The organism is Listeria sp. Marseille-Q6474 (assembly GCF_946902005.1).
Lineage (GTDB): Bacteria > Bacillota > Bacilli > Lactobacillales > Listeriaceae > Listeria > Listeria innocua.
The window spans coordinates 1,116,504-1,142,153 of record NZ_CAMPPS010000001.1 but is presented as its reverse complement, the minus strand read 5'-3'; the positions used below and the strand labels follow the sequence as shown (position 1 = coordinate 1,142,153).

General features: G+C 38.7%; 20 protein-coding genes and 1 pseudogene. 16 read left to right on the top strand and 5 right to left on the bottom strand.

Annotated features, from left to right (window positions below; genetic code table 11):
• Positions 1-75 precede the first annotated feature (75 nt).
• Together OC533_RS05735 and OC533_RS05730 are read left to right on the top strand one after the other, a co-directional pair.
• Positions 76-1,491, top strand: a complete 1,416-nt coding sequence (locus OC533_RS05735; protein ID WP_003770629.1) for a DHA2 family efflux MFS transporter permease subunit — start codon at positions 76-78, stop codon at positions 1,489-1,491.
• Between the two features lie 129 nt (positions 1,492-1,620).
• Positions 1,621-2,625, top strand: coding sequence for an ROK family transcriptional regulator (locus OC533_RS05730; protein WP_194323223.1), 1,005 nt, complete (start codon positions 1,621-1,623; stop codon positions 2,623-2,625).
• Positions 2,626-2,656: 31 nt separating this feature from the next.
• Here OC533_RS05730 and OC533_RS05725 read toward each other — a convergent pair whose 3' ends face one another.
• Positions 2,657-3,973 (bottom strand): 6-phospho-beta-glucosidase, encoded by a 1,317-nt coding sequence (locus OC533_RS05725; RefSeq protein WP_003726689.1) that lies wholly within the window; start codon positions 3,971-3,973, stop codon positions 2,657-2,659.
• A gap of 202 nt (positions 3,974-4,175) precedes the next feature.
• On the opposite strand from OC533_RS05725, the gene OC533_RS05720 reads away from it, so the two are divergent.
• A complete protein-coding gene (locus OC533_RS05720; RefSeq protein ID WP_003760613.1) occupies positions 4,176-4,928 on the top strand; it encodes a MurR/RpiR family transcriptional regulator in 753 nt (250 codons plus the stop codon).
• 106 nt (positions 4,929-5,034) lie between these two features.
• Positions 5,035-5,478 (top strand): hypothetical protein, encoded by a 444-nt coding sequence (locus tag OC533_RS05715; RefSeq protein WP_112120125.1) that lies wholly within the window; start codon positions 5,035-5,037, stop codon positions 5,476-5,478.
• 47 nt (positions 5,479-5,525) lie between these two features.
• On the opposite strand, the gene OC533_RS05710 is transcribed toward OC533_RS05715, so the two are convergent.
• Together OC533_RS05710 and OC533_RS05705 are read right to left on the bottom strand one after the other, a co-directional pair.
• On the bottom strand, positions 5,526-7,187 hold the full coding sequence (locus OC533_RS05710; protein ID WP_194322473.1) for a SulP family inorganic anion transporter: 1,662 nt from the start codon (positions 7,185-7,187) through the stop codon (positions 5,526-5,528).
• Between the two features lie 152 nt (positions 7,188-7,339).
• Positions 7,340-8,080, bottom strand: a complete 741-nt coding sequence (locus tag OC533_RS05705) for a MerR family transcriptional regulator (RefSeq protein WP_185481837.1) — start codon at positions 8,078-8,080, stop codon at positions 7,340-7,342.
• A 237-nt stretch (positions 8,081-8,317) separates the two neighbouring features.
• On the opposite strand from OC533_RS05705, the gene OC533_RS05700 reads away from it, so the two are divergent.
• The 8 genes and pseudogenes from OC533_RS05700 to OC533_RS05665 all read left to right on the top strand — a co-directional run bounded on the left by OC533_RS05700 (position 8,318) and on the right by OC533_RS05665 (position 18,091).
• On the top strand, positions 8,318-9,793 hold the full coding sequence (locus OC533_RS05700) for a hypothetical protein (RefSeq protein WP_194323224.1): 1,476 nt from the start codon (positions 8,318-8,320) through the stop codon (positions 9,791-9,793).
• Complete coding sequence (locus tag OC533_RS05695; RefSeq protein ID WP_194330318.1) at positions 9,786-11,285, top strand: DUF2334 domain-containing protein; 1,500 nt, start codon at positions 9,786-9,788, stop codon at positions 11,283-11,285. The genes OC533_RS05700 and OC533_RS05695 overlap by 8 nt, the downstream gene beginning before the upstream one ends.
• Before the next feature lie 10 nt (positions 11,286-11,295).
• Positions 11,296-12,546, top strand: coding sequence for a glycosyltransferase family 2 protein (locus OC533_RS05690; protein ID WP_003760625.1), 1,251 nt, complete (start codon positions 11,296-11,298; stop codon positions 12,544-12,546).
• A 15-nt stretch (positions 12,547-12,561) separates the two neighbouring features.
• Positions 12,562-14,613, top strand: coding sequence for a cellulose biosynthesis cyclic di-GMP-binding regulatory protein BcsB (locus OC533_RS05685; RefSeq protein WP_194323225.1), 2,052 nt, complete (start codon positions 12,562-12,564; stop codon positions 14,611-14,613).
• 13 nt (positions 14,614-14,626) lie between these two features.
• Positions 14,627-15,480, top strand: a pseudogene (locus OC533_RS05680) (diguanylate cyclase domain-containing protein).
• Positions 15,481-15,539: 59 nt separating this feature from the next.
• Positions 15,540-16,370 carry a class I SAM-dependent methyltransferase gene (locus OC533_RS05675; protein WP_194323226.1) on the top strand — a complete coding sequence of 277 codons (831 nt, stop codon included), beginning with the start codon at positions 15,540-15,542 and terminating at the stop codon, positions 16,368-16,370.
• Positions 16,371-16,447: 77 nt separating this feature from the next.
• Positions 16,448-16,717 (top strand): ACT domain-containing protein, encoded by a 270-nt coding sequence (locus OC533_RS05670; protein ID WP_003760632.1) that lies wholly within the window; start codon positions 16,448-16,450, stop codon positions 16,715-16,717.
• 18 nt (positions 16,718-16,735) lie between these two features.
• Positions 16,736-18,091 (top strand): PFL family protein, encoded by a 1,356-nt coding sequence (locus OC533_RS05665; RefSeq protein WP_010990473.1) that lies wholly within the window; start codon positions 16,736-16,738, stop codon positions 18,089-18,091.
• 39 nt (positions 18,092-18,130) lie between these two features.
• Here OC533_RS05665 and OC533_RS05660 read toward each other — a convergent pair whose 3' ends face one another.
• On the bottom strand, positions 18,131-19,099 hold the full coding sequence (locus OC533_RS05660; protein WP_070753580.1) for a LacI family DNA-binding transcriptional regulator: 969 nt from the start codon (positions 19,097-19,099) through the stop codon (positions 18,131-18,133).
• Positions 19,100-19,270: 171 nt separating this feature from the next.
• On the opposite strand from OC533_RS05660, the gene OC533_RS05655 reads away from it, so the two are divergent.
• The 3 genes from OC533_RS05655 to OC533_RS05645 all read left to right on the top strand — a co-directional run bounded on the left by OC533_RS05655 (position 19,271) and on the right by OC533_RS05645 (position 23,115).
• Positions 19,271-20,593 (top strand): 6-phospho-beta-glucosidase, encoded by a 1,323-nt coding sequence (locus OC533_RS05655; RefSeq protein WP_003721330.1) that lies wholly within the window; start codon positions 19,271-19,273, stop codon positions 20,591-20,593.
• A gap of 103 nt (positions 20,594-20,696) precedes the next feature.
• Positions 20,697-21,941, top strand: coding sequence for a Zn-dependent hydrolase (locus OC533_RS05650; RefSeq protein ID WP_194323227.1), 1,245 nt, complete (start codon positions 20,697-20,699; stop codon positions 21,939-21,941).
• Complete coding sequence (locus OC533_RS05645; RefSeq protein WP_194323228.1) at positions 21,934-23,115, top strand: M20 family metallopeptidase; 1,182 nt, start codon at positions 21,934-21,936, stop codon at positions 23,113-23,115. The genes OC533_RS05650 and OC533_RS05645 overlap by 8 nt, the downstream gene beginning before the upstream one ends.
• Positions 23,116-23,168: 53 nt before the next feature.
• Here OC533_RS05645 and OC533_RS05640 read toward each other — a convergent pair whose 3' ends face one another.
• Positions 23,169-24,185 (bottom strand): tagatose-bisphosphate aldolase, encoded by a 1,017-nt coding sequence (locus OC533_RS05640; RefSeq protein ID WP_003770662.1) that lies wholly within the window; start codon positions 24,183-24,185, stop codon positions 23,169-23,171.
• Positions 24,186-24,422: 237 nt separating this feature from the next.
• Here OC533_RS05640 and OC533_RS05635 point away from each other — a divergent pair, with 237 nt between their 5' ends.
• Entirely contained in the window at positions 24,423-25,619 is a 1,197-nt protein-coding gene (locus OC533_RS05635) for a serine hydrolase domain-containing protein (RefSeq protein ID WP_045554394.1), read from the top strand.
• Positions 25,620-25,650 lie beyond the last annotated feature (31 nt).

The following is a 25,650-nucleotide window of genomic DNA, read 5'->3' as shown; positions in this document are numbered from 1 at the left end:
CGTTGACTTATTGGCAAAATCTCCGTAATATCAAACGTAGACTACTTATTTTTAGTCTGAGAAGGGGGAAATTATATGCAGCAAGAAGCAACAGGTGGGCAGAAGATTCGCCCAATACCGATTATTGCCTCATTTTTGATGGCTGGTTTTATTGGACTATTCAGTGAAACTGCTCTTAATATGGCGCTTAGTGATTTGATACAGGTGTTTGATATTAGTTCAGCGACAGTGCAGTGGCTTACGACAGGTTATTTGCTAACGCTTGGAATATTAGTGCCGATTTCGGGATTGCTTTTACAATGGTTTACAACACGAGGATTATTTTTTACAGCAGTGAGTTTTTCGATTGCAGGTACGCTGATCGCGGCGCTTTCGCCAACGTTTGCGATGTTAATGATTGGACGCGTAGTGCAAGCAGTAGGTACGGCGCTATTACTACCGTTAATGTTTAACACGATTTTACTGATTTTCCCAGAGCATAAACGTGGCTCGGCAATGGGTATGATTGGGCTGGTAATTATGTTTGCACCAGCAGTTGGTCCGACAATCTCAGGACTTATTTTAGAAAACTTGACTTGGAACTGGATTTTCTGGATTTCCTTGCCATTCCTTATTATTGCGTTATTATTCGGAATGAAATTTATGCAAAATGTTTCGGTTGTTACGAAGCCGAAAATTGATATTTTATCGATTATTCTTTCGACGCTAGGTTTTGGTGGAGTCGTATTTGCCTTTAGTAGCGCGGGAGAAAATGGTTGGGGAAGCGCGACGGTATTAGTTTCAATTATCGTTGGTGGAATTGCGCTTGGACTCTTTGTTTGGCGCCAACTAACAATGGAAAAACCTTTGATGGACTTGAAAGTATTTAAATACCCAATGTTCACTTTAGGACTTATTTTAGTATTTATCAGCTTTATGATGATTCTTTCGACGATGATTTTACTACCGCTATACTTGCAAAATAGTTTAGCACTCGCGGCGTTTTCAGCGGGACTAGTTTTACTTCCGGGTGGGGTGCTGAATGGTTTAATGTCACCATTTACTGGGCGTTTGTTCGATGCATACGGTCCACGCGCACTTGTTATCCCAGGGTTTATCGTAGCGGTTATTGCACTATTTTTCTTAACGAGAATAGAAGTTGGAACATCTGCATTAACTATCATCGTGCTTCATTCAGTGTTAATGATTGGGATTTCAATGGTCATGATGCCGGCACAAACAAACGGATTAAACCAATTGCCGCCAAAATTATATCCTGATGGCACAGCGATTATGAACACATTACAACAAGTTTCCGGCGCAATCGGGACAGCTGTTGCGATTACAATCATGTCTGCTGGACAAAAAGCGTATATGGAAACGGCGCAAGGGATGGGACCTGAACAAATGGTCGCTTCACTGACAGCCGGAATTCAAAATGCTTTTGTTTTTGGACTGATTATGGCTTGTATTGGTCTGCTGTGTTCGCTCTTTATTCGAAAAGCTAAATAATAAAGTGAAGAGAACTTCTCGTAATGAGGGGTTCTTTTTTGTTTTGACAAATGGGTTCTGAGTGGTTAAAATGATAGTAAATATAGTTTATAAAGTTTGTTTAATAACTTTACGAATGGAGCGGTGATGATGGCAATTCCTCGTGATTTAAAAGAGTTGAATAAGAAAAATATCAAGTCGATTTTACGGCAACAAGGTGCGATGACGAAAGCAGAAATCGCCGAAGTGACTGGGCTTAGTGTAGTTACAGTGAATAAGTTGATTCGTGATTTAGTGGAAAATGAAGAGATTTTAGAACAAGATAATTCAGTTGCGACTGGCGGAAGAAGAGCTGTTTCGTATAAAATTAATCCTAATTTTCAGCAGGTGTTAGTTATTAGTTTGCAAGAAAAGTGGAAGAAAATTACTTATTCTTTTTCGGTCTATAATTTGCTTGGTGAGCCGGAGTTTGTGGAGGATATGTCTGGGGAGGATTTGGACATTACTGCGCTGAAACGGAATACGAAAGATCTTGTTTGCGCTTTTCCGAAGATTTCTTGCGTTGTAATTGGGGTGCCAGGGATTGAAATTGGTGGTAAGCTGCGCGCGATGGACTTTCCGCTACTTTTAAATGTGCAATTGCGGGAGACTTTGGAGGCGGAAGTGAATTTGCCGGTGTTGGTTGAGACGGATACGAATGCGGCGATTTTAGGGTATAAAAATCGACCGGTGAAAGAGGAGAATATCGTTGGACTTTATTATCCGGAGCGTTTTCCACCGGGTGCGGGGCTTTTGATGAACGGAGAGATTTTGAAAGGTCAGAACGGACTGGCTGGGGAGATTAAGCATATGCCGCTTCAAGTGAACTGGGATAACTTTGACTTTTCGGTCGATGAAATTAAAGCGCACATTCGTAAAATGGTGCTGCTAACGATGAGTTTTTATGATCCGGAAACGATTGTGCTCTATACAAATTTTTATTTTGGGCAGAAGGACTTCACCGAGGAACTGACGGAAGAATTAAAGCAAGTTTATCCATATGCGGTTTTGCCGGAGATTGTGTTGTCGCGTAAGTTTACGACGGATTATCGGATTGGGCTTTTGGCGTTTGGGATTGATTATTTGGAGAATAATATGACGGATTGGCGGATATAAAAAAAGAGCCCTTTGACAGGCTCTTTTTTACTTATTTAAAGAAATTCGGTAAATACTCTTTATGCGCTTCTAAAAGTTCATCCAGCATTTCGCGGGCTACAGATTCGCTTGGAGTCAGTGGGTTGATTGTCATTGCAAGTAGTGCTTTGTCGTAATCTCCAGTAACTGCTGCTTCGGCTGTTAGGCGCTCGAAAGTTTTGATTTCTTGGATGATGCCGTTGATAGCGATTGGAAGGCGTCCGCTTGCTAGTGGAATTGGGCCTTGGCGAGTGATGACACAGTTTGTTTCTACTGCGGAATCAGGGTCGATATCAAGGATGGCACCATTGTTACGAGTATTAACGATTTGAATGTCGCGTTTGTCGTTATAGATAGAGTTAATTAGGTTACATGCTGCTTCACTGTAGTAAGCGCCGCCGCGTTGTTCTAATTGTTTTGGTTTTTCAGCAAGTTCTTCTTGTTTGTAAAGCTCGAAAAGTTCCGCTTCTACTTTTTTAACAACTTCTGCACGAGTACCATGTTCTGCGTATGCGCGAGCTTGGTCTTCCAGTTGTTGTTTTGTTTGCCAGTAGTAGCGCAAGTAGTCGATTGGAATCATATTAAGTGTACGTAAGAACGTTTTGTCCCAACCAGTTGCATTGATATTTTTAAGGCTTGAGCCAGCTTCATCTTCTGTCATTTTGAAAACAACATCTTTTGTTACGTCTTTGCCATTATGATAAACAGTTTTCGCGAATACCATGTGGTTTAGACCAACGAATTCTACGTAAATTTCAGAAACGTCTACGCCAAGAGTTTCAGCGATGTTACGTTCGATGCCGATAGGACCGTTACATAAGCCGACAACTTTCTTTTGGTTACTGTAACGAAGAACTGCTTCTGTTACCATTCCAGCTGGGTTAGCAAAGTTGATTAACCAAGCATCTGGGCAAAGGCGTTCCATGTCTTTACAAATATCTAAAATAACTGGGATTGTGCGAAGTCCTTTGAACATGCCGCCTGGTCCGTTTGTTTCTTGACCAACTACGCCATATGAATTCGGGATGCGCTCATCTTTCACACGTGCGTCTAGTAAACCTACACGTAATTGTGTTGTTACGAAATCTGCGTCTTTTAAAGCTTCTTCACGGTCTAATGTTAAATGTACTTCCATGTCAACGCCAGCTTTTTCTACCATACGTTTTGCTAAATTACCAACGATTTCTAATTTTTCACGGCCAGCTTCTACGTCTACTAACCATAGTTCACGAACTGGTAATTCGTCTTGACGTTTAATAAATCCTTCGATTAGTTCGGGTGTATAACTTGATCCGCCACCAATAGTCGCGATTTTAATACCTTTAGTCATTATTTATACCTCCAAGGATATTTTTTTGAAAAGGCTTACTTAATTGTTAGTTGCCTTTTCTTCTCACAGTTATAGTATAGGAATTTTATGAAAAAATAGCTAGTATTTGACGAGCTTTAGGTAAGGATTTTCTAAGTAGGAACTTGTCACATTTGAGTAACGAGGTGTTACATGGTAAAATAAAGCGAAAAGAGGTGCGGAAATGCTTTTTTTGGATAAAAATTTGGAATTAAATGATACGGAATTAGATATTTATAATTATATAGTGGCAAATTTAGAGAAAGTTGTTTATATGCGGATTCGCGATTTGGCGACGGAAGCGCACGTGAGTACGACGACGATTCTGCGTTTTTGCCGGAAATTTGGTTGTAATGGTTTTTCGGAGTTTCGGGTGAAATTACAGCTTTATTTGGAAGAGCAGAAGTTGGCGCAAATCGATATGGCGGATGAAACGACTTATATCGATTTTCTGAAACGGACGGCGCAACCAGAATTTAAAGCGCAAATTCAAAATGCAGTAGAAATTCTCCGTGACCGCGAACTTGTTTTATTTGCTGGAGTTGGTTCATCGGGCGTAATCGCTGAATATGGCGCGATTTATTTTTCGTCATTATTCACGCTGGCGCTACATATTGAAGATCCGCTCAACCACCCGTTTTACCATTTATCGAGCAAATTATCCGATAAAATCTGCATGATTGCGATTTCGGTGGAAGGGGAAAATGAAGACATCATCAGATATATTCACCAATTGAAGGCGCAAAATTGTAAAGTGATTTCGATTACAAATAGCGCGAAATCGACCATCGCGAGGCTATCTGATGCGAACATCGCTTATTATATTAATAAGGAAATGTATCAGGAAGCCAATATCACGTCCCAGTTGCCGGCACTATATACAATTGAAAATATTGCCCGGGAAATAAGAACGCAAATTGACAAAGAAAAAATGTAAAAAGCTAAGTTTTGCTTGGATTTCCGAGCAAAACTTTTTTTGTAACAAAATTGTCACTTACGAAGAATTTTTTATTTTGCTACGATAGTTCTTTGGAGGTGAAATTATGTACAGTAATATGAAAGAGAAGGTCGTTTTTACACTTATTATGTGTTCTTTAATGATTTTATGCATGAGCTCTTATAATATCTTTCTTGAAAATGGTATTGGCGCGAATTCTTTTATGATTATTCTAAAAGCGTTTGTTCCGTTTCTTTTTATTGGATTTTTATTAGACTTTTTTGTAGTAGGAAAAATCGCGTCTCGTCTGCACGCCCTTTTGGTTAGTGAAGATGCTTCGAAATTTAAAAAGATCATCATGATGCAATTGTTAATGGTTACGTTTATGTGTGTGCTTATGTCGACCCTTAGCCTGATTGTAAACCAAGGCGAATGGAGTCACTTAGGTATTCTTATTTTACGCAATTATTTTGTTGCTTTATTTTTGCAAATCGTTGTCGTTTCTCCGTTTGTGCGATTAATTAGTCCGCGGATTTTTGCCCTTTTGTAAAAATGAAAAAAACGCTTAGTCGAGTTTAGACCCGGCTAAGCGTTTTGTTATTTATGTTCGGCATAATAAGCATCGAGCACGTCTTCCACGGTTTTCTTCGTGTAGCCGTTATCGATAATATAGCCAAGATCATGTTTTCTAAAGCTGGTTTTCAAATGGTCGATTAGGTCAGCGAAGTAATATTCAATGCCTTTGTCATCAAGCCATTTGAGCAAGTCTTTCATAGATTCGGTAGCGGTTGTATCGATATTAATAATCGCACTCGCTTCAAAAATGACTAGTTTTGTATCATCTTGGACAGCTTCTTTTAAGCCATCTGCGAATTTGTTAAAGTTCCCAAAGAAAAGGGAAGCGCTATAACGATAAATAACTACATTTGGAATAGGTTTTGCTTCTGGTTTACGTTTTAAATCAAAGTAACCGTGGCGTCCGTCAATCACGCCAAGAATCGCAATTGGTGATTTCATTGAGCGACTGACTACATTGATGAACGATAAGAAAATTCCAAGTAGTACCCCGAAAATTACACCTACTAAAAGTGTTCCGAGAGCGGCAACAATCCAAACGGTTGCTTCACGACGAGAAACTCTGAATAAACCTTTTAAAACATCCACATCAATAATGCCCACAAGAGCGGCGAATACGATACCTGAAAGAACTGGTTGTGGCATATAGTAAAGTAAGCCACTTAAGAAGGCAACAATCAGTGCGATAATGGTTGCGGCAACAATCGAAACCATTTGTGTTTTACCACGAAATTGCTCGTTTGCAGCTGTTCTTGATACGCTGGCACTCGCTGGAGAACAACCAGAAAACGCAGCGACGAAATTAGAAATCCCGTAAGCGAATAACTCACGATTATCATCAATCGTATATTTGTTTCTCATTGCAAAACTTTCACTTGGTAATAGTGAACCGGCAAAGGTAGCGATAGCACAAACTAAACCGCCACCAATCGCAAGTGCCCATGAACTTGCTCCAAAATCAGGAAGGGCAAGGGAAGGGAAACCAACCGGGATTTTACCAACAATATCTACATTATATTGGTCGAGTTTGAAGAAATAAGCTGCCATTGTTCCAAGTACTAAGACAACAAGTGACATCGGGATCTTTGGAATTACTTTTTTACAAGTTATGACAATGATGATTGTAACGATACCCATTGCAAATGAAATCCAATTAGACTGGAAAAATTGACCGAAAATAATACCTAAACTAGAAAAGAAACTATCTCCGCTTTCTTTAAGTCCCATTATTTTTGGAATTTGCCCCATAATAATGGAAACACTAAGTCCTGAAATGAATCCACTTAGAACTGGAGCAGATATGTATTTTGCAAAACGACCTAATTTTAAGACGGAGAAAAGTACTAAAAAGACTGCACAAAAGAATGCTAGAATCGGGGCGAGCGCGATGGCTTCTTTGGATCCTGCTGCAAGTCCAGCTGTTCCTAAGATAATTGATCCAGTAATGGCGCTAGCTGTCGCATCAATCCCAAAAATCAATTGCGGCGAACTGGCAAAAATAACATAAGCAATAACCGGTAAAAATGATGCATATAAACCATAGATGGGTGGAAGTCCTGCTACTTGCGCGTATCCCATTGCAACAGGAATTGTCAGTGCAGCAACCCCAACACCTGAAATAACATCATTTCGTAAATAGGATGCTTTATACCCATTTAATGAAAGCAAGATGTGTTTAAACATAAGTTCCTCCCTTTAAAACATAGTAATTTTCTTCTTCTACAATATTATTTAAATCTTATACTATTTACCCTGTTATAAGTCATACCAACCCTATTTTGGCGCATTAATTTTAAAAAAACCGCGATTTCCTTTAAAAGAAAATCGCGGTTTTTTTAATTATTTTTGGCATAAATCGCCATAGCTTCTTTCAGAAAAGCAGAAAGGCCATCGCCAAACTGGTCGATATTTTTAGTGAAACGTTCATCTGCCACGTACATTTCTCCGAGTCCTGCAAATGCTTCAAGCGAGTATAAATTCCCGTGAGTATCATTTAAATATTGGAAAAACTGGTGGACTGCTTGTTGGGCTTCATTTGATTCTGGGGCGGATTTTCTAACAGCGGCCAATTGGCGAAATTCTGCATCAAAACTTTCTTTTATAGCCATTTGTTCTTTTTCATTCATATTAGTGATTTTTTCATTTGCTTGATTTACAACTTTATCTCCCCAAAGTTTTCGTGCTTCTTCTTCATATGGATTAGTTGAAAAGTCAAAGCCAGTAAATTTTTCTTCATTCGTCATAATTACTTCTCCTTTTTCGTTCTTGATGGTTTGATCTAAGGTTTCGAGCATCGCTTCAATTCGTGTTTTTTTCTCTATTAATAAATGGCGCTGCAAGGATAAAGCGACTTCTTTATCAAAACTAGGATCATCAAGAATTTGCTTTATTTTTTTCAAAGGGAAATCGAGTTCTTTAAAGAAAAGAATTTGTTGTAATTTGTCGACATCTTTTTCTGAATAAATACGATAGCCGTTCCAGTCGTCTTTTTGCGGGACGAGTAGGCCGATTTTATCGTAGTGATGAAGCGTGCGCACACTTACACCAGTGAGTTCAGCTAATTCTTTTGTTTGCATGAATGATTCCTCCTTCTGATTTCAACTATAAAGTATGACGCGACGTAGTAGTCAAGAAAGTTTTTTTGTTTATTATAACTCTTTTAGTGGAAAAGTGTTGCTAGTAAATAAGTTGTTCGCATTAATTGTAATAAAATAAATAAAACCATGGAAAAACTTATGACATTCTCGTATAATGGAGTGTAAATGTGTCTAATTTGTGAATGGAATTAGCGAGAATAAAAAGGGGATAGCATCATGACGGGGAAAATAAAATCCATTAGTACGTGGCTATGGCATCATCTAACACCGCAAATATTTGCGGTTATTTGTGTTTTTATTATAACTATTATTGCGCTTTTTGTGCCACCGTATATTGGTATGGCTGATAATGGAGACTTTTTTAGAATATTCTCAAGCAATGGTTTATTTGTAAATAATGCTAATTATGACGCGTTACAATTTGGACATTTTGTGAAGGAGTTCGGGATTTATCAATATTTTAATGAAAACCAAGTTGCGATTTACTCCTCGCAAAGTATTTTTATTCAAATTGCGCTTCTTTTAAATAAAATTTTTTGGTCAACTACTGTTTTTGATGTGCGTTTTTTAGGTGCTTTACAATTAGTGCTTCTTTTGCCAGCGATTTACTTATTAGTGGCTGGTTTAACGGCAAAAATGAAAGGTTGGTCTGGTTACGTTATTGCTGCGCTAACTGTATTTATTTTCGCAGATACCGCTTATACAGCTTATTTTAATTCGTTTTTTAGTGAAGGACTTATTTTGATTATGATGCTGTATATTTCAGCGGGATTTTTACTTTTATATAACCATAAATATAATGATTATGCGATGTTAGGTTTGATTTTTGTAGCGTCCCTTATTTTAATTACGGCCAAGCAGCAAAATGCGCCAATTGCGGTTGTGATTGCAGTTTGCGGTATACTCGTGTTTTTCATCCGGAAAAATCGCGCGTTTCGGATTTCGGCTGCGGCTACTTTTTTTGTTATTTTCATGAGTGGTGTAGTGATGTACGCATTCATTCCGGGAGAATTTGTCACGATAAATCAGTATCAAACAATGACTCGCGGTGTGTTGCTTGATTCGGAAAATCCGGAGAAATCACTTGAGGAAATGGGAATGAACTCTGAATTCGCTTTACTTAAAGGAACCAACTTTTATCAAAAATATAAAATGATTGATTTAGATTCAAAATTAATGGAACAGGAATTTTATCCAAATTATAATTTTGTCACGGTTTTAAGTTATTATTTGGAAAATCCGAAACAATTTGGGAAAATGCTTGATTTATCCGCGCAAAATAGTTTTTCAATTCGACCATTTGAAATGGGTAATTTTGAAAAAGCGACAGGATATAAATTTAAAGAGAAAACGCATTTTTTCTCGGCTTACAGTGATGTGAAAGAAAAACTTGCTCCGGAGAAATTCACGTTTTTGATTTTATGGGCGCTTGTTTTTCTGATTGGATATGGTGTGAGCGCGTTTAAACATTTCCGCGAGAAGAACATTCGGGGAACGCTACTGTTTGATTTAGTCGTTTTACTGATTGGCTCAGGATTTGCAGTGATTTTAGTGACAATTGTTGGTGACGGAGAAGCGGATTTAACGAAGCATAATTTCCTGTTTAATGTTTGTTTTGACTTAACGATGTTGATTGGCGCGGCTTCATTACTCGAATTTTATTTGAAGAAACGAGGTGAGCGGAATGCGTAAAAAAATCATTATAAGTATTCTCTTTGCCTGCGTCGCTCTCGTAGTAACTGCCCATCCTCAAACAGCAAAAGCAGATAGTGATGTGGTCGTTTTTTATGATAGTTTGGCAAAAGGGACGGATAACGAAGGGAATATGGACTCGCTACTTCGAATGTTAAACAGTTTGGGAAAACGGGTGACGGTCTACTCTTGGGAAGAAAATCCGGATCTAAGTCAAGCAAGCGAAATTATCGTACTGCAAAATAAAAAGGATCAATTAACAGACAAATGGACCGAGAAATTAGCTGAAAGTAAGGCGAAAATCGCATATATAGGTGCAAATCCGCCAACTTTCTTAGCGAATAAATTGCAGTTGCAAACAAAAGCGATTACAGATACTTCCATCACTATTAAAACCGAGGCAGGACTAGCGGGAAAACCTCAGTTAGTGAACGAAACGAATTTAATTACTTCCTATAAAGGAGAAGCGTTAGGCGAAATGGATGCTGCGGAAAATGGCAAAGCAGCATACGGTATTCGAGCTGGAAATTATGCATATACGCCAATATTTCAAGCAAATAATACGAGTGAATTTGCGTTGATGGACTTACTCAAAGCAGTATTTGAAATTAAAACTACGACGAATCAATATGCGCTTATAACCGATGTAAACCCGTTTGTTGGTTTTGATTTACTTAAAAAAACGGCAGACACATTTTATGAAAAAGGAATTCCATTTATTATAAGCGCTGGGCCGGTTTTCTATAATCAAGATTTTCAAGCAGCAAAAAATTATGCGGAAATTTTACGATATGTGCAAGCAAAAAATGGCACTATTATGATGGATGTTCCAGTCGTTACGTATGGAGATAGTCCGCCGGGGGACCTTGAAAACATTATCCAAAAATCGTTACATTTTTTTGCAGACCATGATATAGCGGCACTCGGTGTGACAGCAGAACTATATTGGAATTTTGATAAAGTATATGGTACTGAAGGCTTTGAACCATTTAACACTGGAATTTTACTACCGAACCAAAAAATTATTCATACAACGAAAAAGAACAACGGTAGCGCTTTTGAAAAGTCACCTTATAGTGTAGCGAATGATTTTTATGAAACGACGACAAGCGGAAAAAACTTCCCTGTTGATATAGCGGTGACTTATTCATTTTTCCAGAATGAGAAGGAGTTAAAGGCTGCTGCGAACAATCTGGCAAATGAAAACATAAGTGACTTCCGGTATAAAGATCATCAAGTAAAAACAAATAAAGACACAATCGAATCAAATGCTGGCTCGCTTTATATCAATAATCAGTCCGTAACGCTAGATGGTGATTTAAAGTATATTAAAACAAATAAAGATAAAACTAAAAAACAAGCTGGTAGTTTAGAAGGATTTTTCGGCTATCAAAATACATTTTTCACGATAATTATTGTACTTTCTCTTGGAATTATTGGTGTTTTATTCATCTTTGGATACCGGCTTTATATGAAAAAATATATGAAATGAGGTGAAATAAATGGTTGTTGCAGATTATTTAGCATTATTCGCGGTGGTTTGTATCTGGGGACTTTTACTAATTAATATTGTGTTAATCGTTGCGGGATATATCTATTATTTGAAAAACGAAGCGCGTAAAGTGCCAGAAATACCAGCGGAAGTACCATTTGTTTCTGTCATGGTGCCGGCCCATAATGAAGGAAAAGTAATCGTGAAGACCGTAGAATCGCTATTGGCCTTTGATTATCCGGTCGATCGCTACGAAATTATTGTCATTAATGATAATTCATCTGATAATAGCGCAGAACTTCTAGCAGCTATTCAAGCAAAAAATCCAACCCGTCAGTTAAAAATAATTAATACCGATAATATTACAGGCGGAAAAGGAAAATCGAACGCCCTCAATATCGGATTTGCGGAAAGTCGCGGCGAACTGGTGGCAATTTATGATGCCGATAATACGCCAGAACGACAAGCGCTACGAATTCTTGTCGGCGAGATTACCAATGATGCAAAACTCGGTGCGGTCATTGGTAAATTCAGAACGCGGAATCGAAACGCGAGCTGGTTAACGAGATTTATCAATATCGAAACATTAAGCTTTCAGTGGATGGCTCAGGCTGGTCGATGGGCGCTATTCAAACTGTGCACCATTCCCGGTACCAATTTTATTGTGAGAAGGTCGCTCCTAGAAGAAATTGGTGGTTGGGATGTGAAAGCTGTCGCTGAAGATACCGAAATTAGTTTTCGGATTTATATGATGGGATACCGCATCAAATTTCAAGCGAAGGCAGTTACTTGGGAGCAAGAACCACAAACATTGCCAGTCTGGTTTAAACAGCGCTCAAGGTGGGCGAAAGGTAATATTTATGTGATTTTAAAAAATGTTCCACTTCTTTTCAAACGAGAAGGTAGACGCGTTCGCTTTGATATTTTGTACTTTTTATCCATTTACTTTTTATTATTAACTTCCTTGATTGTTAGTGATGTTTTACTTGTATTATATGCGCTTGGACTTGTACATACGACGCTTGCTGGCCTTAGCGGGGCGCTTTGGTTGCTTGCTATTTTACTTTTTGTCGCTGGTACTTTTATTACGCTCACCACTGAAAAAGGGGAAATTAGTTTTTCAAATCTATTATTTATTATGTTAATGTATGTGACTTATTGCCAACTTTGGATGGTGGTCGCCGCATATGGGTTCTTTATTTTCTTAAAAGATACTGTACTAAAGAGAGAAACCAAATGGTATAAAACCGAGCGTTTCTAAAAAGGAGAGTGCCTAATGAAAAAATTAGCTGTTATGGGGCTGCTTGTTTTCGCCGTACTATTTCTGTATAGGCCAGACGTTTTCGCAGCAGATAAAAATTATCAAACGGTTTTTGGAACAGATAAAACCGCTCAGGGGAAATTCACGACAACGAAACAAAACTTCACTGTGGAGAATTATTGGGACGTGTCAAACGCAAACGTGAAACTTGTATACACGATTACCCAACTGAGCGAAAGAGAAGTTTCAACAATGACATTAAAAATTAACGATGTTGCCTTTTACTCATTTAAACCTGATAAAACCGACAAAGGAACGAAACAAATCGAAGTTGAAATTCCAAAAGATAAACTAAAAAAAGGCGTGAACGTTCTATCCATTGAAAGTTTTGTCTACACAGATTTACCAGATGGTCGTTGTACGATTGATGATACGCCTGCCAATTGGCTACAATTCGACAAAACCAGCGCGGTAAACGTTTCTTATTCTGATAAAGCTTTTCAAAATACGGTCGCTGATTTTGGCGAACGCTTCACTGGAATTGATACTGTGAAAAGTGGGCAAGGCGCGGTAGCTGTCCTCAAAAAAGCAGGTGACGCAGAACTTGGCGCAGCACTTGAAGGGCTTTCTGGATTTTCAGCAGCGAATACGTTAGAAGATAAAAATATCACTTTTGGTCAGTACGAAGAGGCAAAAACGCGCGATGGCAAAAACTATATCGTCCTTTTTTCCAGCTATGACAATTTACCAAATGACATAAAAACACAAATTAAAGACGATCAAAAACTAGAAAAGCAAGCACTTTTCCAAGTTGTGAAAGTAGGAAACACAAACACACTCGTAATCACTTCTAAATCAAATGATGCCCTTAAAAAAGCAGGGAAATTAATTGCCAACCAAAATTACTTAAGTCAACTCGGAGCAAATACTAAATGGCTAACAACGGATGAACAAATTGACACGCCAGCCAACAATATTGATAAAAATACCAAACTCACAACAACTGGTGATAAACTAAAAGGAATCGGTCACATCACGCAAGATTATTTCATCAGTATGCCTGCAAACCGAAGCGCCTCAACAGGAACAGAGGTATCGCTTGATTTCAGATACGCCCAAAACTTAGATTTTGAGCATTCCTTAGTAACAGTTTTAGTCAATGGAAAGCCAATCGGTAGCCAAAAACTATCCGCCAAAAAAGCAAATAGTGATAAAGTAACGTTCCAAATTCCAAGCGATTTAAATGTTAAAGGTGATTTTTCTGTGACAGTTGCCTTTGATTTAGTTTTAACAAATAATTATTGTGGTTTTATTGCAGATTCCGAAATTCCTTGGGCGTATATCACACCAGAATCTACCATTAACCTGAATACAAGCGAAGAAACAGACTTGTTATTTGAACAATATCCATATCCATTCGTTGCTGGTGGAGATTTTAACAATGCAGTTGTCGTTGTTCCCGACGAATTAACGACAGAAGATACGGATTCGTTAGCAAATATTTTCAATCTATTGGGTCGCTTCCATGATGGAAACAGAGGCAATCTAACTGCCGTACATGCGACAAACTGGAAAAAGCCAAAAGAAGGCTCGAACATTATCGCAGTGGGCACAATGAACAACAATCCAGTCATAAAAAATGCCAATGATGACCTATATTTCCAGTACAACAAATCAGGTAGTTATTTCCTTTCCAACGAAAAAATCTCGATTGAAAAAAATTACGGCAAACAACTCGGTAGTGTGCAACTGATTACTTCTGGTGGCGTACCCGTGCTCGCAGTAACTGGTCCGGGCGCTAAACAAACAGAGCTTGGTTCTGATTTAATCTCCACAAAAGCTAATTTAGCTAAAATCTACGGGGACGGCGCCATTGTTGATAATGACAACACGATCCACTCTTATAGGTTCAAAAAAGCAGCAGATGCAAAAGAAGAAAGTTTTGGGACAAAAATTAGTAATAACAAAGAAGTAACCGTGTTTGGAGCATTCGCGCTTCTTACAATCGTTATCCTAGTTGTCGCTGTCCTACTAATCTTGCGTAAATATCGCCGGAGCCGGAAGTGAGGGAGAAATAAACATGAAAAAAATAACGAATAACTTATTTGCAGATATTGGCTTTTTATTTTTCATCTTGCTTTGTTTCATCACGATTGGCTTTATGATTAATACGCCAGATGAATATTTGCGAAACATTATTTTATTAAATATCACTTTTTTACTTGTGATTATCACCTATTTTACGAATTTAACGCTTGGTTTGATTTTAAATGTCCTCTATATTTTCATTTATGCGACTTACATTATTTATGAAATTGTTGCAAATCAAATGGCATATGGGATTGGCAGCTACTACTGGCTTATTATTACGCCACTTTTTACGGTAGCGAGTGCGATGTTTACAAGAAATACCTCCAGACTGCAAGAAGAAAATACGAAAATCAAACAGCAAAACTTATATTTAGGAACCATCGATCAAGAAACTTTGCTTAAAAATATCGTTTCTTTCCAAAATGATGAGCGCATTTTTCCAGCATTTCGCGTCGTTATGATTTACCTTTATCACTGATGGTTATCAAAGTTCGCCACTGGCGCGAGTTGAAACGATTCCAAAGCGAAGATGAAATGCGCCTGGCACTGCAAGATATTTCGGCAGTTTTAGAGACTTGTATCCGTACGAGTGATGTTCTTTATTTGCTAGATAAGGACGATGCGACATGGGGGCTCTTGCTTTTAACAGATGAGCCAGGCGGGAAATTAGTTGCTGACCGAATTAAAAGTCGCATAGCTGAGGCCAACACCGAAGAATTTGCCGCGAAGTACCGAGTGAAGCTAGAACTTCGCATTGGAACAAGCCAATTTGACAGCGAAAAAGTGAAGACACCACTAGATTTTATTGATTTAGCGACAAAAGAATTAGAATATGACGTGTAAAATAGAGAGTTACCTTCTATAATAGGAGGTAACTTTACTTTTTTGATAGGAGGCGCTTGATGAACTTAGAAGAAATAGTCGCATGTATGTTATTAAATGAAAATGACAAAGAAATTCAGCGAACACAAACGGAGCATCGTATGAAGTTGGTCGACTTTTGGCAAATTAAAAAAGGAGAACGTGTCCTTGAAGTTGGCTGTGGGCAAGGCGATACGACGGCAGTGCTTGCGAGTGCAGTTGGCGCAGATGGCTTTGTTCAAGCAGTTGACATTGCCCCGAGCACGTACGGGGCACCGTTTACGATTGGCGATGCAACGGCCCACTTGAAAAAATCTAAACTAGGTGCACAAATTGATTTTAAACTAGGGACAGATCTTTTAAATGGCGATATTACTTTTTCGGATAAAGCTTTTGATGTGGCGGTATTATCACATGCTTCTTGGTATTTCAGTTCTAAAGAAGAGCTAGTCGAAATGCTCATTTTACTTAGCAAGTGGGCGAAACGGGTTTGTTACGCGGAATGGGATACGAGAATTACAGATGTGAAACAAACATCTCACATGTTAGCTGTACTGACACAAGCTTCCTACGAGGCGTTCAAACAAGAAACCCAGTCGAATATCCGAACTTTTATCACGCCAGTAGACATACAAGAAATTATTCAAGCCCAACATTGGAAGATAGGCGCGGAAACAAGTATTTTCTCAGAAAAAATGCAAGATAGCCGCTGGGAAATCAGTTATGTGAAAGATTTTATAACGAAAGAATTAGCTGCAGATATAGGTTTACCAGAAAAATTCAAAGCATTTTTACTGAGCCAAAGCAATTTAATTACACTAGAAAATAGTTTGCCAATGGCGTCGTATTGCACTTTTTGGCATGCGGAGTAATTTTGCTTTCTTTTTCACAAGATTGCGATTTTTTATGCTATAATGGAACGTATTAACGAACTAAAGGAGTGTTGAATGTGAGAGCTGTACTTACTGTAATTGGAAAAGATAATGTGGGAATTGTCGCTGGAGTTAGTAATAAATTAGCTGAACTGAACATTAATATTGTCGACGTATCTCAAACGATTATGGATGGATATTTTACGATGATGATGATGTGCGATATTAGCCAGATTACGAAAGAATTTGATGAAGTAAAAACAGAATTAACTGGAAAAGGTGAAGAACTCCAAGTAAAAATACATATTCAACGTGAAGAAATTTTCAACGCAATGCATAAACTTTAGGATGGAGGCGATTCTAGTATGGAAACAAACCAAATTTTAGAAACAATACGTATGATTGAAGAAGAGAAGCTAGACATCCGAACAATTACCATGGGGATTTCTTTGCTAGATTGTATGGACGGCGACGGTGAAGTAGCAAGAAAGAAAATCTACCAAAAAATCGTGACAAAAGCGCGCAATCTAGTGGCTGTTGGTGAAGCGATTGAATCCGAGTTTGGTATTCCGATTATAAATAAACGGATTTCTGTCACGCCAATTGCGATTATAGCTGGCTCAAGCGCTGACACTGACTACGTAGAATTTGCTAAAACACTCGATGCAGCCGCAAAAGAAGTTGGCGTGAATTTTATCGGTGGTTATTCCGCTCTTGTCCAAAAAGGTTACACAAAAGGTGACGAGATTCTCATTCGCTCCATTCCGCAAGCTTTAGCTCAAACAGAACGAGTTTGCTCTTCCGTTAACGTCGGCTCGACTAGAACAGGAATCAACATGGATGCAGTTCGTCAAATGGGTGAAGTAATTAAAGAAACAGCTGATTTAACAGCAGACACTCAAGGACTCGGTTGTGCGAAACTCGTTGTATTCGCCAACGCAGTCGAGGATAATCCTTTTATGGCAGGAGCATTTCACGGTGTTGGTGAAGCTGACTGTGTTATCAATGTTGGCGTCAGTGGTCCTGGTGTTGTGAAGCGCGCTATCGAAAAAGTAAAAGGCGAACCATTTGATATTGTTGCCGAAACAGTGAAACAAACAGCTTTCAAAATTACTAGAATGGGTCAACTCGTTGGTCAAGTTGCTTCTGAAAAACTCGGTGTTCCTTTTGGAATTGTTGATTTATCTTTAGCACCAACACCAGCGATTGGTGATTCAGTCGCACATATTTTAGAAGAGATGGGTCTAGAAATGGTTGGAACACACGGTACAACGGCTGCTTTAGCACTATTAAATGATGCGGTGAAAAAAGGCGGCGTCATGGCTTGCGGTCACGTTGGCGGATTATCAGGTGCATTTATTCCGGTTTCTGAGGATGCGGGGATGATTGAAGCCGTACAACAAGGCGCACTTAATCTTGAAAAACTAGAAGCGATGACGGCAATTTGCTCAGTTGGACTTGATATGATCGCCGTACCAGGTGACACAACCGCCGAAACATTAGCTGCGATGATTGCTGATGAAGCTGCAATCGGCGTGATTAACAATAAAACAACCGCTGTCCGAGTAATTCCGGCGAGCGGCACCAAAGTGGGCGATATGGTCGAATTCGGTGGTTTACTTGGAACGGCGCCAGTAATGCCAGTAAACGGTAAATCCTCCGCTAGTTTTATTGCGCGCGGTGGTCGAATCCCAGCACCAATTCATTCATTTAAAAATTAACAAAAAGGTTTCCTCGTAAATTTACGAGGAAACCTTTTTTTATGTCGTTTTTCTCTCTACTAAATGGAAATCTAAATCAAGCAGCGGCAAGTTGCTTCCAAATAATTGATTCATAATGAGCGTAAAAGCATTTTCAGCTTGTAAATTTACAGGGTAATGAATCGTTGTAATATCAAGCAAATGCGCCACTTCCATATTATCAAATCCACAAATCGCAAAATCTTCCGGGACACTGTAACCAAGCCGTCTAGCCTCCGTAAGTAACCCCGCCGCAAAATAATCGTTTGGCGTCAAAAATGCATCTGGTTTATGCTCAGTTTCACTCCACCAATGCGCAATCTTTTCCCCGTCTTGCCGACTACCTTGCCCATAAAACTGTCTAAATTCATGAGGATCAAGCTCATAACGCGCACAAAAATCTTTGAAAGCAAGCATGCGACTTTGCGTATTGAGTCCGGTCGTATTCCCGTAAACATTCACAAATTTCCGGTAACCTTTTGCATATAAATGTTCTAGTGCAAGCGTATATCCATCATATTGATTCATAAATACAGAAGGGATTTTTTCACTTTCGACACGTTGCCAAGTGACAATCGGGCCGTATTTTGTATAGTGTTCAATTGTTTTCCAATCATTTGACCGAATCACAAGAACGAGCGCATCGATTTGTTTTTGCCGTAGCATCTCAAGGGCTTCTAATTCTTTATCTGGATCAATTCTAGTCATAAACAAAGTAACGTTATAACCATGCTCCTGAGCCATCATCGTAAAACTTTTTAAAAATACATTCAGTGAATCTGTAAAACTAGGAATGACCATACCAATTAACTTAGTTGCGCCTTTTTTCAGTGATACAGCGTTAATATTTGGAACGTAATCTAACTTGTCAATAATTGCCTGGACGCGTTTTCTTGTTTCTTCACTCACATAGTCGCGATTATTAATTACTCGGGAAACTGTTGCTGATGAAACACCCGCTAGTTTCGCGATTTCTTGTATATTTGCCAATTGCAAAACACCTCGATTTCTCGTAGCTCTGTATTTAGTATACCAAAAAAGCCCGCCAAATAGCCAGTTTAGATAAATTTAAAATAAGTGCTTGACCTGTAATGCATTACATGAATTATGATGAATGAGAAGAAAAGAAAACGCTTTAAAATTCTAGGAGGTAAGTATATTATGAAAAAAGGTGTAAAAATCGTTACAATTGGTGGGGGTTCCAGTTACACACCAGAACTTGTTGAAGGATTTATTAAACGCTATCATGAACTTCCAATCAGAGAACTTTGGCTAGTAGATATTGAAGCTGGTCGTGAAAAATTAGAAATCGTTGGTAATATGGCAAAACGTATGGTCAAAGCAGCAAACATTGACTGCGAAGTACATTTAACACTCGACCGTCGTGAAGCTTTAAAAGATGCTGATTTTGTTACAACACAATTCCGCGTTGGTTTATTAGACGCTCGTATTAAAGATGAAAGAATTCCACTTAGCCACGGCATCATTGGTCAAGAAACAAACGGAGCAGGTGGGATGTTCAAAGCATTCCGTACAATTCCTGTTATTCTTGGTATCGTCGAAGATATGCGCGAACTATGCCCAGATGCTTGGTTAATCAACTTCACTAACCCAGCAGGAATGGTAACAGAAGCAGTTCTTCGTTACGGAAACTGGGATAAAGTTATCGGTCTTTGTAACGTGCCAATCGGAGCAGTGAAAAGCGCTTCAGACGTTTTAGAAAAACCAGAAGAAGATTTATTCTTCAAATTTGCAGGAATCAACCACTTGCACTGGCACCGCGTATTTGACAAAGACGGTACAGAATTAACAGAAAAAGTGATTGATGGTCTTTACGCGCCAGATGCGAATCCTGGAAAAGTTGTTGAAAACATTAAAAACATGCGCTTCTTATATGAGCAAGTTAAACATCTAAAAATGCTTCCATGTCCGTACCACCGTTACTACTACATGACTGATGCAATGCTTGAAGAAGAACTGGCATCTTTCAAAAACGAAGGTACTCGCGGAGAAGTCGTGAAAAAATTAGAAGACAGCTTATTCGAATTATATAAAGATCCAAATCTTGATTACAAACCAGAAGAATTATCTAAACGCGGCGGCGCACACTACAGTGATGCAGCATGTGAAATCATCAACTCCATTTACAACAACAAAGGTACCGTAATGGTAGTATCTACTCGTAATAATGGCGCAATTGATGACGTTCCTTATGATAGTGCAGTAGAAATCACAAGTGTTATTCGCGCGCACGGTGCGGAACCAATCAACTTCGGTAAATTCCCACCAGCACAACGCGGCTTACTACAAGTAATGAAATCAATGGAAGAATTAACAATTGAAGCAGCAGTAACAGGTGATTACGCAACTGCACTTCAAGCCTTTACTTCTAACCCACTTGTTCCTAGCGGCGACTTAGCAAAAACAATTCTAGATGAAATGCTAGAAGCGCACAAAGAGTTCTTACCACAATTCGCTAAATAATTCGCAAGTGATCCCTATTTTCTAGGGATCACTTTTTTTGTGAGTTGTTTTAGCGAGCATTTTTTCAAGTTTCCTGTAAAATAGAAAAAAGGAGGTATGCTTCATGCAAACAAATCTTGAAAGAATAAAAAAACACATAGAAAATTTAGATAGATTTACAGCGACTCCGGGTCAGGGAACAACTAGGCTTACATATAGTAAAGAAGACCTCGACGCGCGCAATTATTTAAAAGAAGAAATGACTAAAGTAGGCCTCACTGTTTCAGAAGATGCGATTGGAAATATATACGGACGATTAGAAGGCGACACTCCAAACTTACCAGCAGTAATCGTCGGTTCTCATTTTGACTCGGTACCAAATGGTGGTGCTTTTGACGGTCCAGCAGGTGTTATAACTGGGCTTGAAGTAGCTAGCGTTTTTCATGAACAGCAAATAAAACCCCATTTTCCACTTGAAATCATCGCAATGGTGGAAGAAGAGGGATCTCGTTTCGGAGCGGGACTACTTGCCTCCCGAACAATTACAGGCAAAGTGACAAAAGAAATGCTACATGAAATGAAAGATATAAATGGTGTTACTGCCGCAGAAGCTATGGCAAACCTAGGATTTGACGCAAATCAAGTACATACAGCCATTCGGTCCAAAGATTCCGTCAAAGCTTTCATTGAACTACACATCGAACAAGGCCCAGTCCTAGAAAATGCGAATGAAGATGTTGCGCTCGTTGACACGGTCGTTGGTTTAACAGAAATAAAAGTTACCGTAAAGGGTCAAGCAGGTCACGCCGGAACAACCCCAATGCTAGAACGAAAAGATGCTCTAAGTGCAACTGTCGAAATTCTTAATAAGCTTCCTGAACTAGCTATCCAAGAAGGCGGCGGAACTGTCTTAACAATTGGCAAACTTAATGTCTACCCGAACGGCGCCAATGTAATACCAAACAAAGTCGTTTTCACAGTAGATATTCGAGCAAAAGACGAAATCCACGTCCAAAATACATTAGAACAAACAAAAAAAGTTATTCAAGCTTTCGAAAAAAACGGTATTACGTGTGAAATAGAAGATATGCTCTATGAAAAACCAACACATTTATCAAAAGAAATTCATCAAGCATTAACCGAAAGTGCCGATAAACTTGGTCTTAAATATCGAACAATGGTTAGCGGTGCAGGACACGATGCAATGATCTTTGCGAGTTTAACCGAAGTAGGACTTATTTTTGTACCAAGCCACAAAGGTATAAGCCATGCGCCAGAAGAATGGACCGATTATGACAAGCTCCAAAAAGGCATCGAAGTCGTACTTGAAACAGTTAAAAAATGGACAGGGGAAAGCGAACATGAATAATAAAATAAAACAAATAGTCTTAAATAATGAAGAAAATATGATAGCCTTCCGCCGCGATTTGCACATGCATCCAGAACTGCAATGGCAGGAATTTCGAACAACCGATCAAGTTGCAAAAGAACTAGATCAGCTCGGAATCCCTTACCGACGTACCAATCCCACCGGACTAATTGCAGATTTAAAAGGCGATAAAGCAGGCAAAACGATTGCTTTACGAGCGGATATGGATGCACTCCCAGTCCAAGAATTAAACCAAGATCTTCCTTATAAATCTACAGAAGACGGCAAAATGCACGCATGCGGTCACGATGCCCACACAGCCATGCTATTAACCGCAGCAAAAGCACTCGTGGAAATTAAAAGTGAGCTACGCGGAACAGTCCGCTTCATTTTTCAACCATCCGAAGAAATTGCTGAAGGCGCGAAAGAAATGATTGCCCAAGGAGCGATGGAGGGCGTGGATCACGTCTTTGGTATTCATATCTGGTCCCAAACCCCAAGCAATAAAATATCTTGCGTAGTTGGCTCCACCTTTGCTTCTGCGGACATCATCCAAATTGATTTCAAAGGTCAAGGCGGTCACGGAGCAATGCCGCATGATACAATCGATGCTGCAGTTATGGCTTCTTCGTTTGTCATGAACCTCCAAGCTATTGTAGCCCGTGAAACAGACCCGCTTGATCCGGTCGTCGTAACAATTGGAAAAATGGAAGTCGGCACACGCTATAACGTTATCGCTGAAAATGCCCGATTAGAAGGAACGCTACGTTGCTTTAACAACACAACCCGCGCCAAAGTGGCAAAAACAATTGAACACTACGCGAAACAAACAGCCGCTATCTACGGAGGCACAGCTGAAATGGTTTATAAACAAGGCACACAACCAGTTATCAATGATGAAAAAAGCGCATTACTCGTCCAGAAAACAATCACTGAATCATTCGGTGAAGAAATGCTTTACTTTGAACGCCCAACAACCGGCGGCGAAGACTTCAGCTATTTTCAAGACGAAGCTCCCGGGAGTTTTGCGTTGGTTGGCTCCGGAAATCCCGAAAAAGATACCGAATGGGCCCACCATCATGGACGTTTTAATATTGATGAAAGTGTCATGAAAAACGGCGCAGAGCTATACGCCCAGTTCGCCTATAATTATTTAAACCAAGATGAGATTTAAACAAAAAAACAGCCTCAAGCGAATGAACTCGCTTGAGGCTGTTTATATATCGACTATTGTTTTTCTACTACATGTACGTCTTCAAAAGAACCGTATTTTGTCCACCAAGGAACAGCACCTTCATCAAGTAATTTATCAAGAGAAGTAATATTTTCTTTCCCTTGAGTACGAAGCCATTCGCGTAAAGCATCATCGCCTTGTTTACCATAAACTTCGATACCATCAGCCCAAGTTGCACGGCCACAAAGTACACCACTATATTGCACGTTATGTTGATTAGCAAATTGGATTGTTTTATGGAACATTTCAGAAGTTACGCCAGCACTTAGATAAATAAATGGAAGTGGGCTTAAGTCAGAGCATTCTTCAAAATGACGAGCTGCTTCATCTTGCGTATAAGCTACTTCACCTTCAGCAAAACCTTCCACATATTTGAAGTTTACTGGAACCTCTAGTTTAAGTACATCTACACCATAACGAGGTTTAGAGAATTCTTTAATAGATGCTTTTACTTTCGCTGGTTTTAATTTTGCATACTCTAAAGAACCAGAATCAGTAACTTTTGCATCGTAAGTAATTGGTTCTAAGAAAAATGGAATATCAACTGCGCGACATTCTGCACCAATTCTTTCTAAAAAGGCATATTTAATTTCATTGATTTCAGCAGGTTCATCTGGATCATAATAAACAAGAATTTTAACAGCATCTCCGCCATTTTCTTTAATACGAAGTGCCGATAAATCTTCAATTAAATCAGGAAGTTTACCAGGAGTAGTTGCGTCATAACCTGTTTTTTCATAAGAAGTTAAAAGTCCGCTACCTTCGTGACGAGCTTTGATTGCTGGAGTACCATATTCTAAATCAAGCAAAATTGCAGAAGCATAAGGTGTAAGTTCTTCAGAAACAAGTTGTTTGAAGTCTTCCACATCTTTTTTGTTTTCTGTTCCTTTTGCTTGTTGAATCATTTTTTTGAGTGAACCGCGTTGGTCAATGGCAAGTGCTGCAATGACGCCTTTATCGTTGGAGAGTCTTTGTAAACCATCAAATTTACCTTTTGTTATTTGTACCATTTTTATCTAGTCTCCTTTATAGCAATTTGTCGTTGCTTTTATCAATTTGTCCATCATTAGTATACCACTTATAACTTTTTTTAAAACATAGGTATATTTCCGTATTGATTTATCCTGGATAATAAATTACGATATATGTGGAGTGTTAGGTATTAAAAGAAATTCGGGATAATTTCTTTTAATACATTCTCTTTTGGGAAAGTCAGTTAGCGATTAGACTAGACCAGGAGTGATGAAATGAATCGACGCGAAAGACTAAAACATAAAAGACGCAAGAACGTATTTATCGTGTTGAGTACTGTACTTATACTTTTTTTTATGGCCACTAGCTGGATAATCTATGAATTTAAAAGTAAAGAACAGCAAACAGTATCCGCACCAACAAAGAAAAAAGCAACTACAGCCACTAAGCCAAAGGAAAAACCGACTACCAAAAAAGCTGAAAAGCCAAAAGAGCCGGAACAAGTTGAAGAAAAGCCAAAAGAAACGATAGTAAATAACAAAGAAATTGATGCTTATTTAAAAGAAATCGGATTTAGCGGCTCGGCACTTGTTGTTCGTGATGGACAAATTGTTATACAAAAAGGGTATTTATATGCAAATCGTGATGCAAAGGTATTGAATACGCCTGATACGCTATATTATATCGGTTCTTCTCAAAAGGCGATAATAGCAGCAGCTTTATTACAATTAGAAGAAAAAGGTAAAATAAATACAAACGATCCAGTATCGAAGTATTTACCTAATTTTCCTAATGGTAATAAAATATTGATTAAAAACTTTTTGAATCATACCTCTGGAATTGTCGGACGGCCAGAGTTCTCTGGGACTGTAACGCCAGAACAATTAGTTACAGGTATTGAGAAGCGGGGAATTAAATCACAGCCTGGGAAATGGGATTATATGGATGCAAATTATACAATTGCAGGATATATCGTAGAAAAAGTTAGCGGACAACCACTCGCTACTTATTTGCAAGAGAATATATTCGAACCAGCAGGAATGAAACATACTGGATACTTTCAAAAAGATGTTGATGGGGGAAAAAACATATCAACAGGCTACAAAATAGATGAAAATGGAGTTTATCAAAGTCCGAAGTTAGTAGACCTAACTAAATTATATGGAGCAGGGGATATTAGTATGTCTACTACGGATATGTATTTATTTGATAAAGCTTTGATGGATAAAAAAATAATTTCTGAAGCAAGCTTTAAAAAAATGTTCACACCAGGTAGTAAATCTAATTATGGAATGGGATTTTATGTAGATCCTGGGAGCTATAATAGCCACGGGGTTGTAACTGGTTGGGATGTTTCTAATAGCATGAGCCACACTGGTAGAACCTATGTGATTTTATTCTCTAATGTCCAAAATAAGATTGCCTCTTTTGGAAAAGTGAACAATCATGTTTATAGTTTATTAAACAAATAAAGAAACTCGATTCTGTTAACAGAATCGAGTT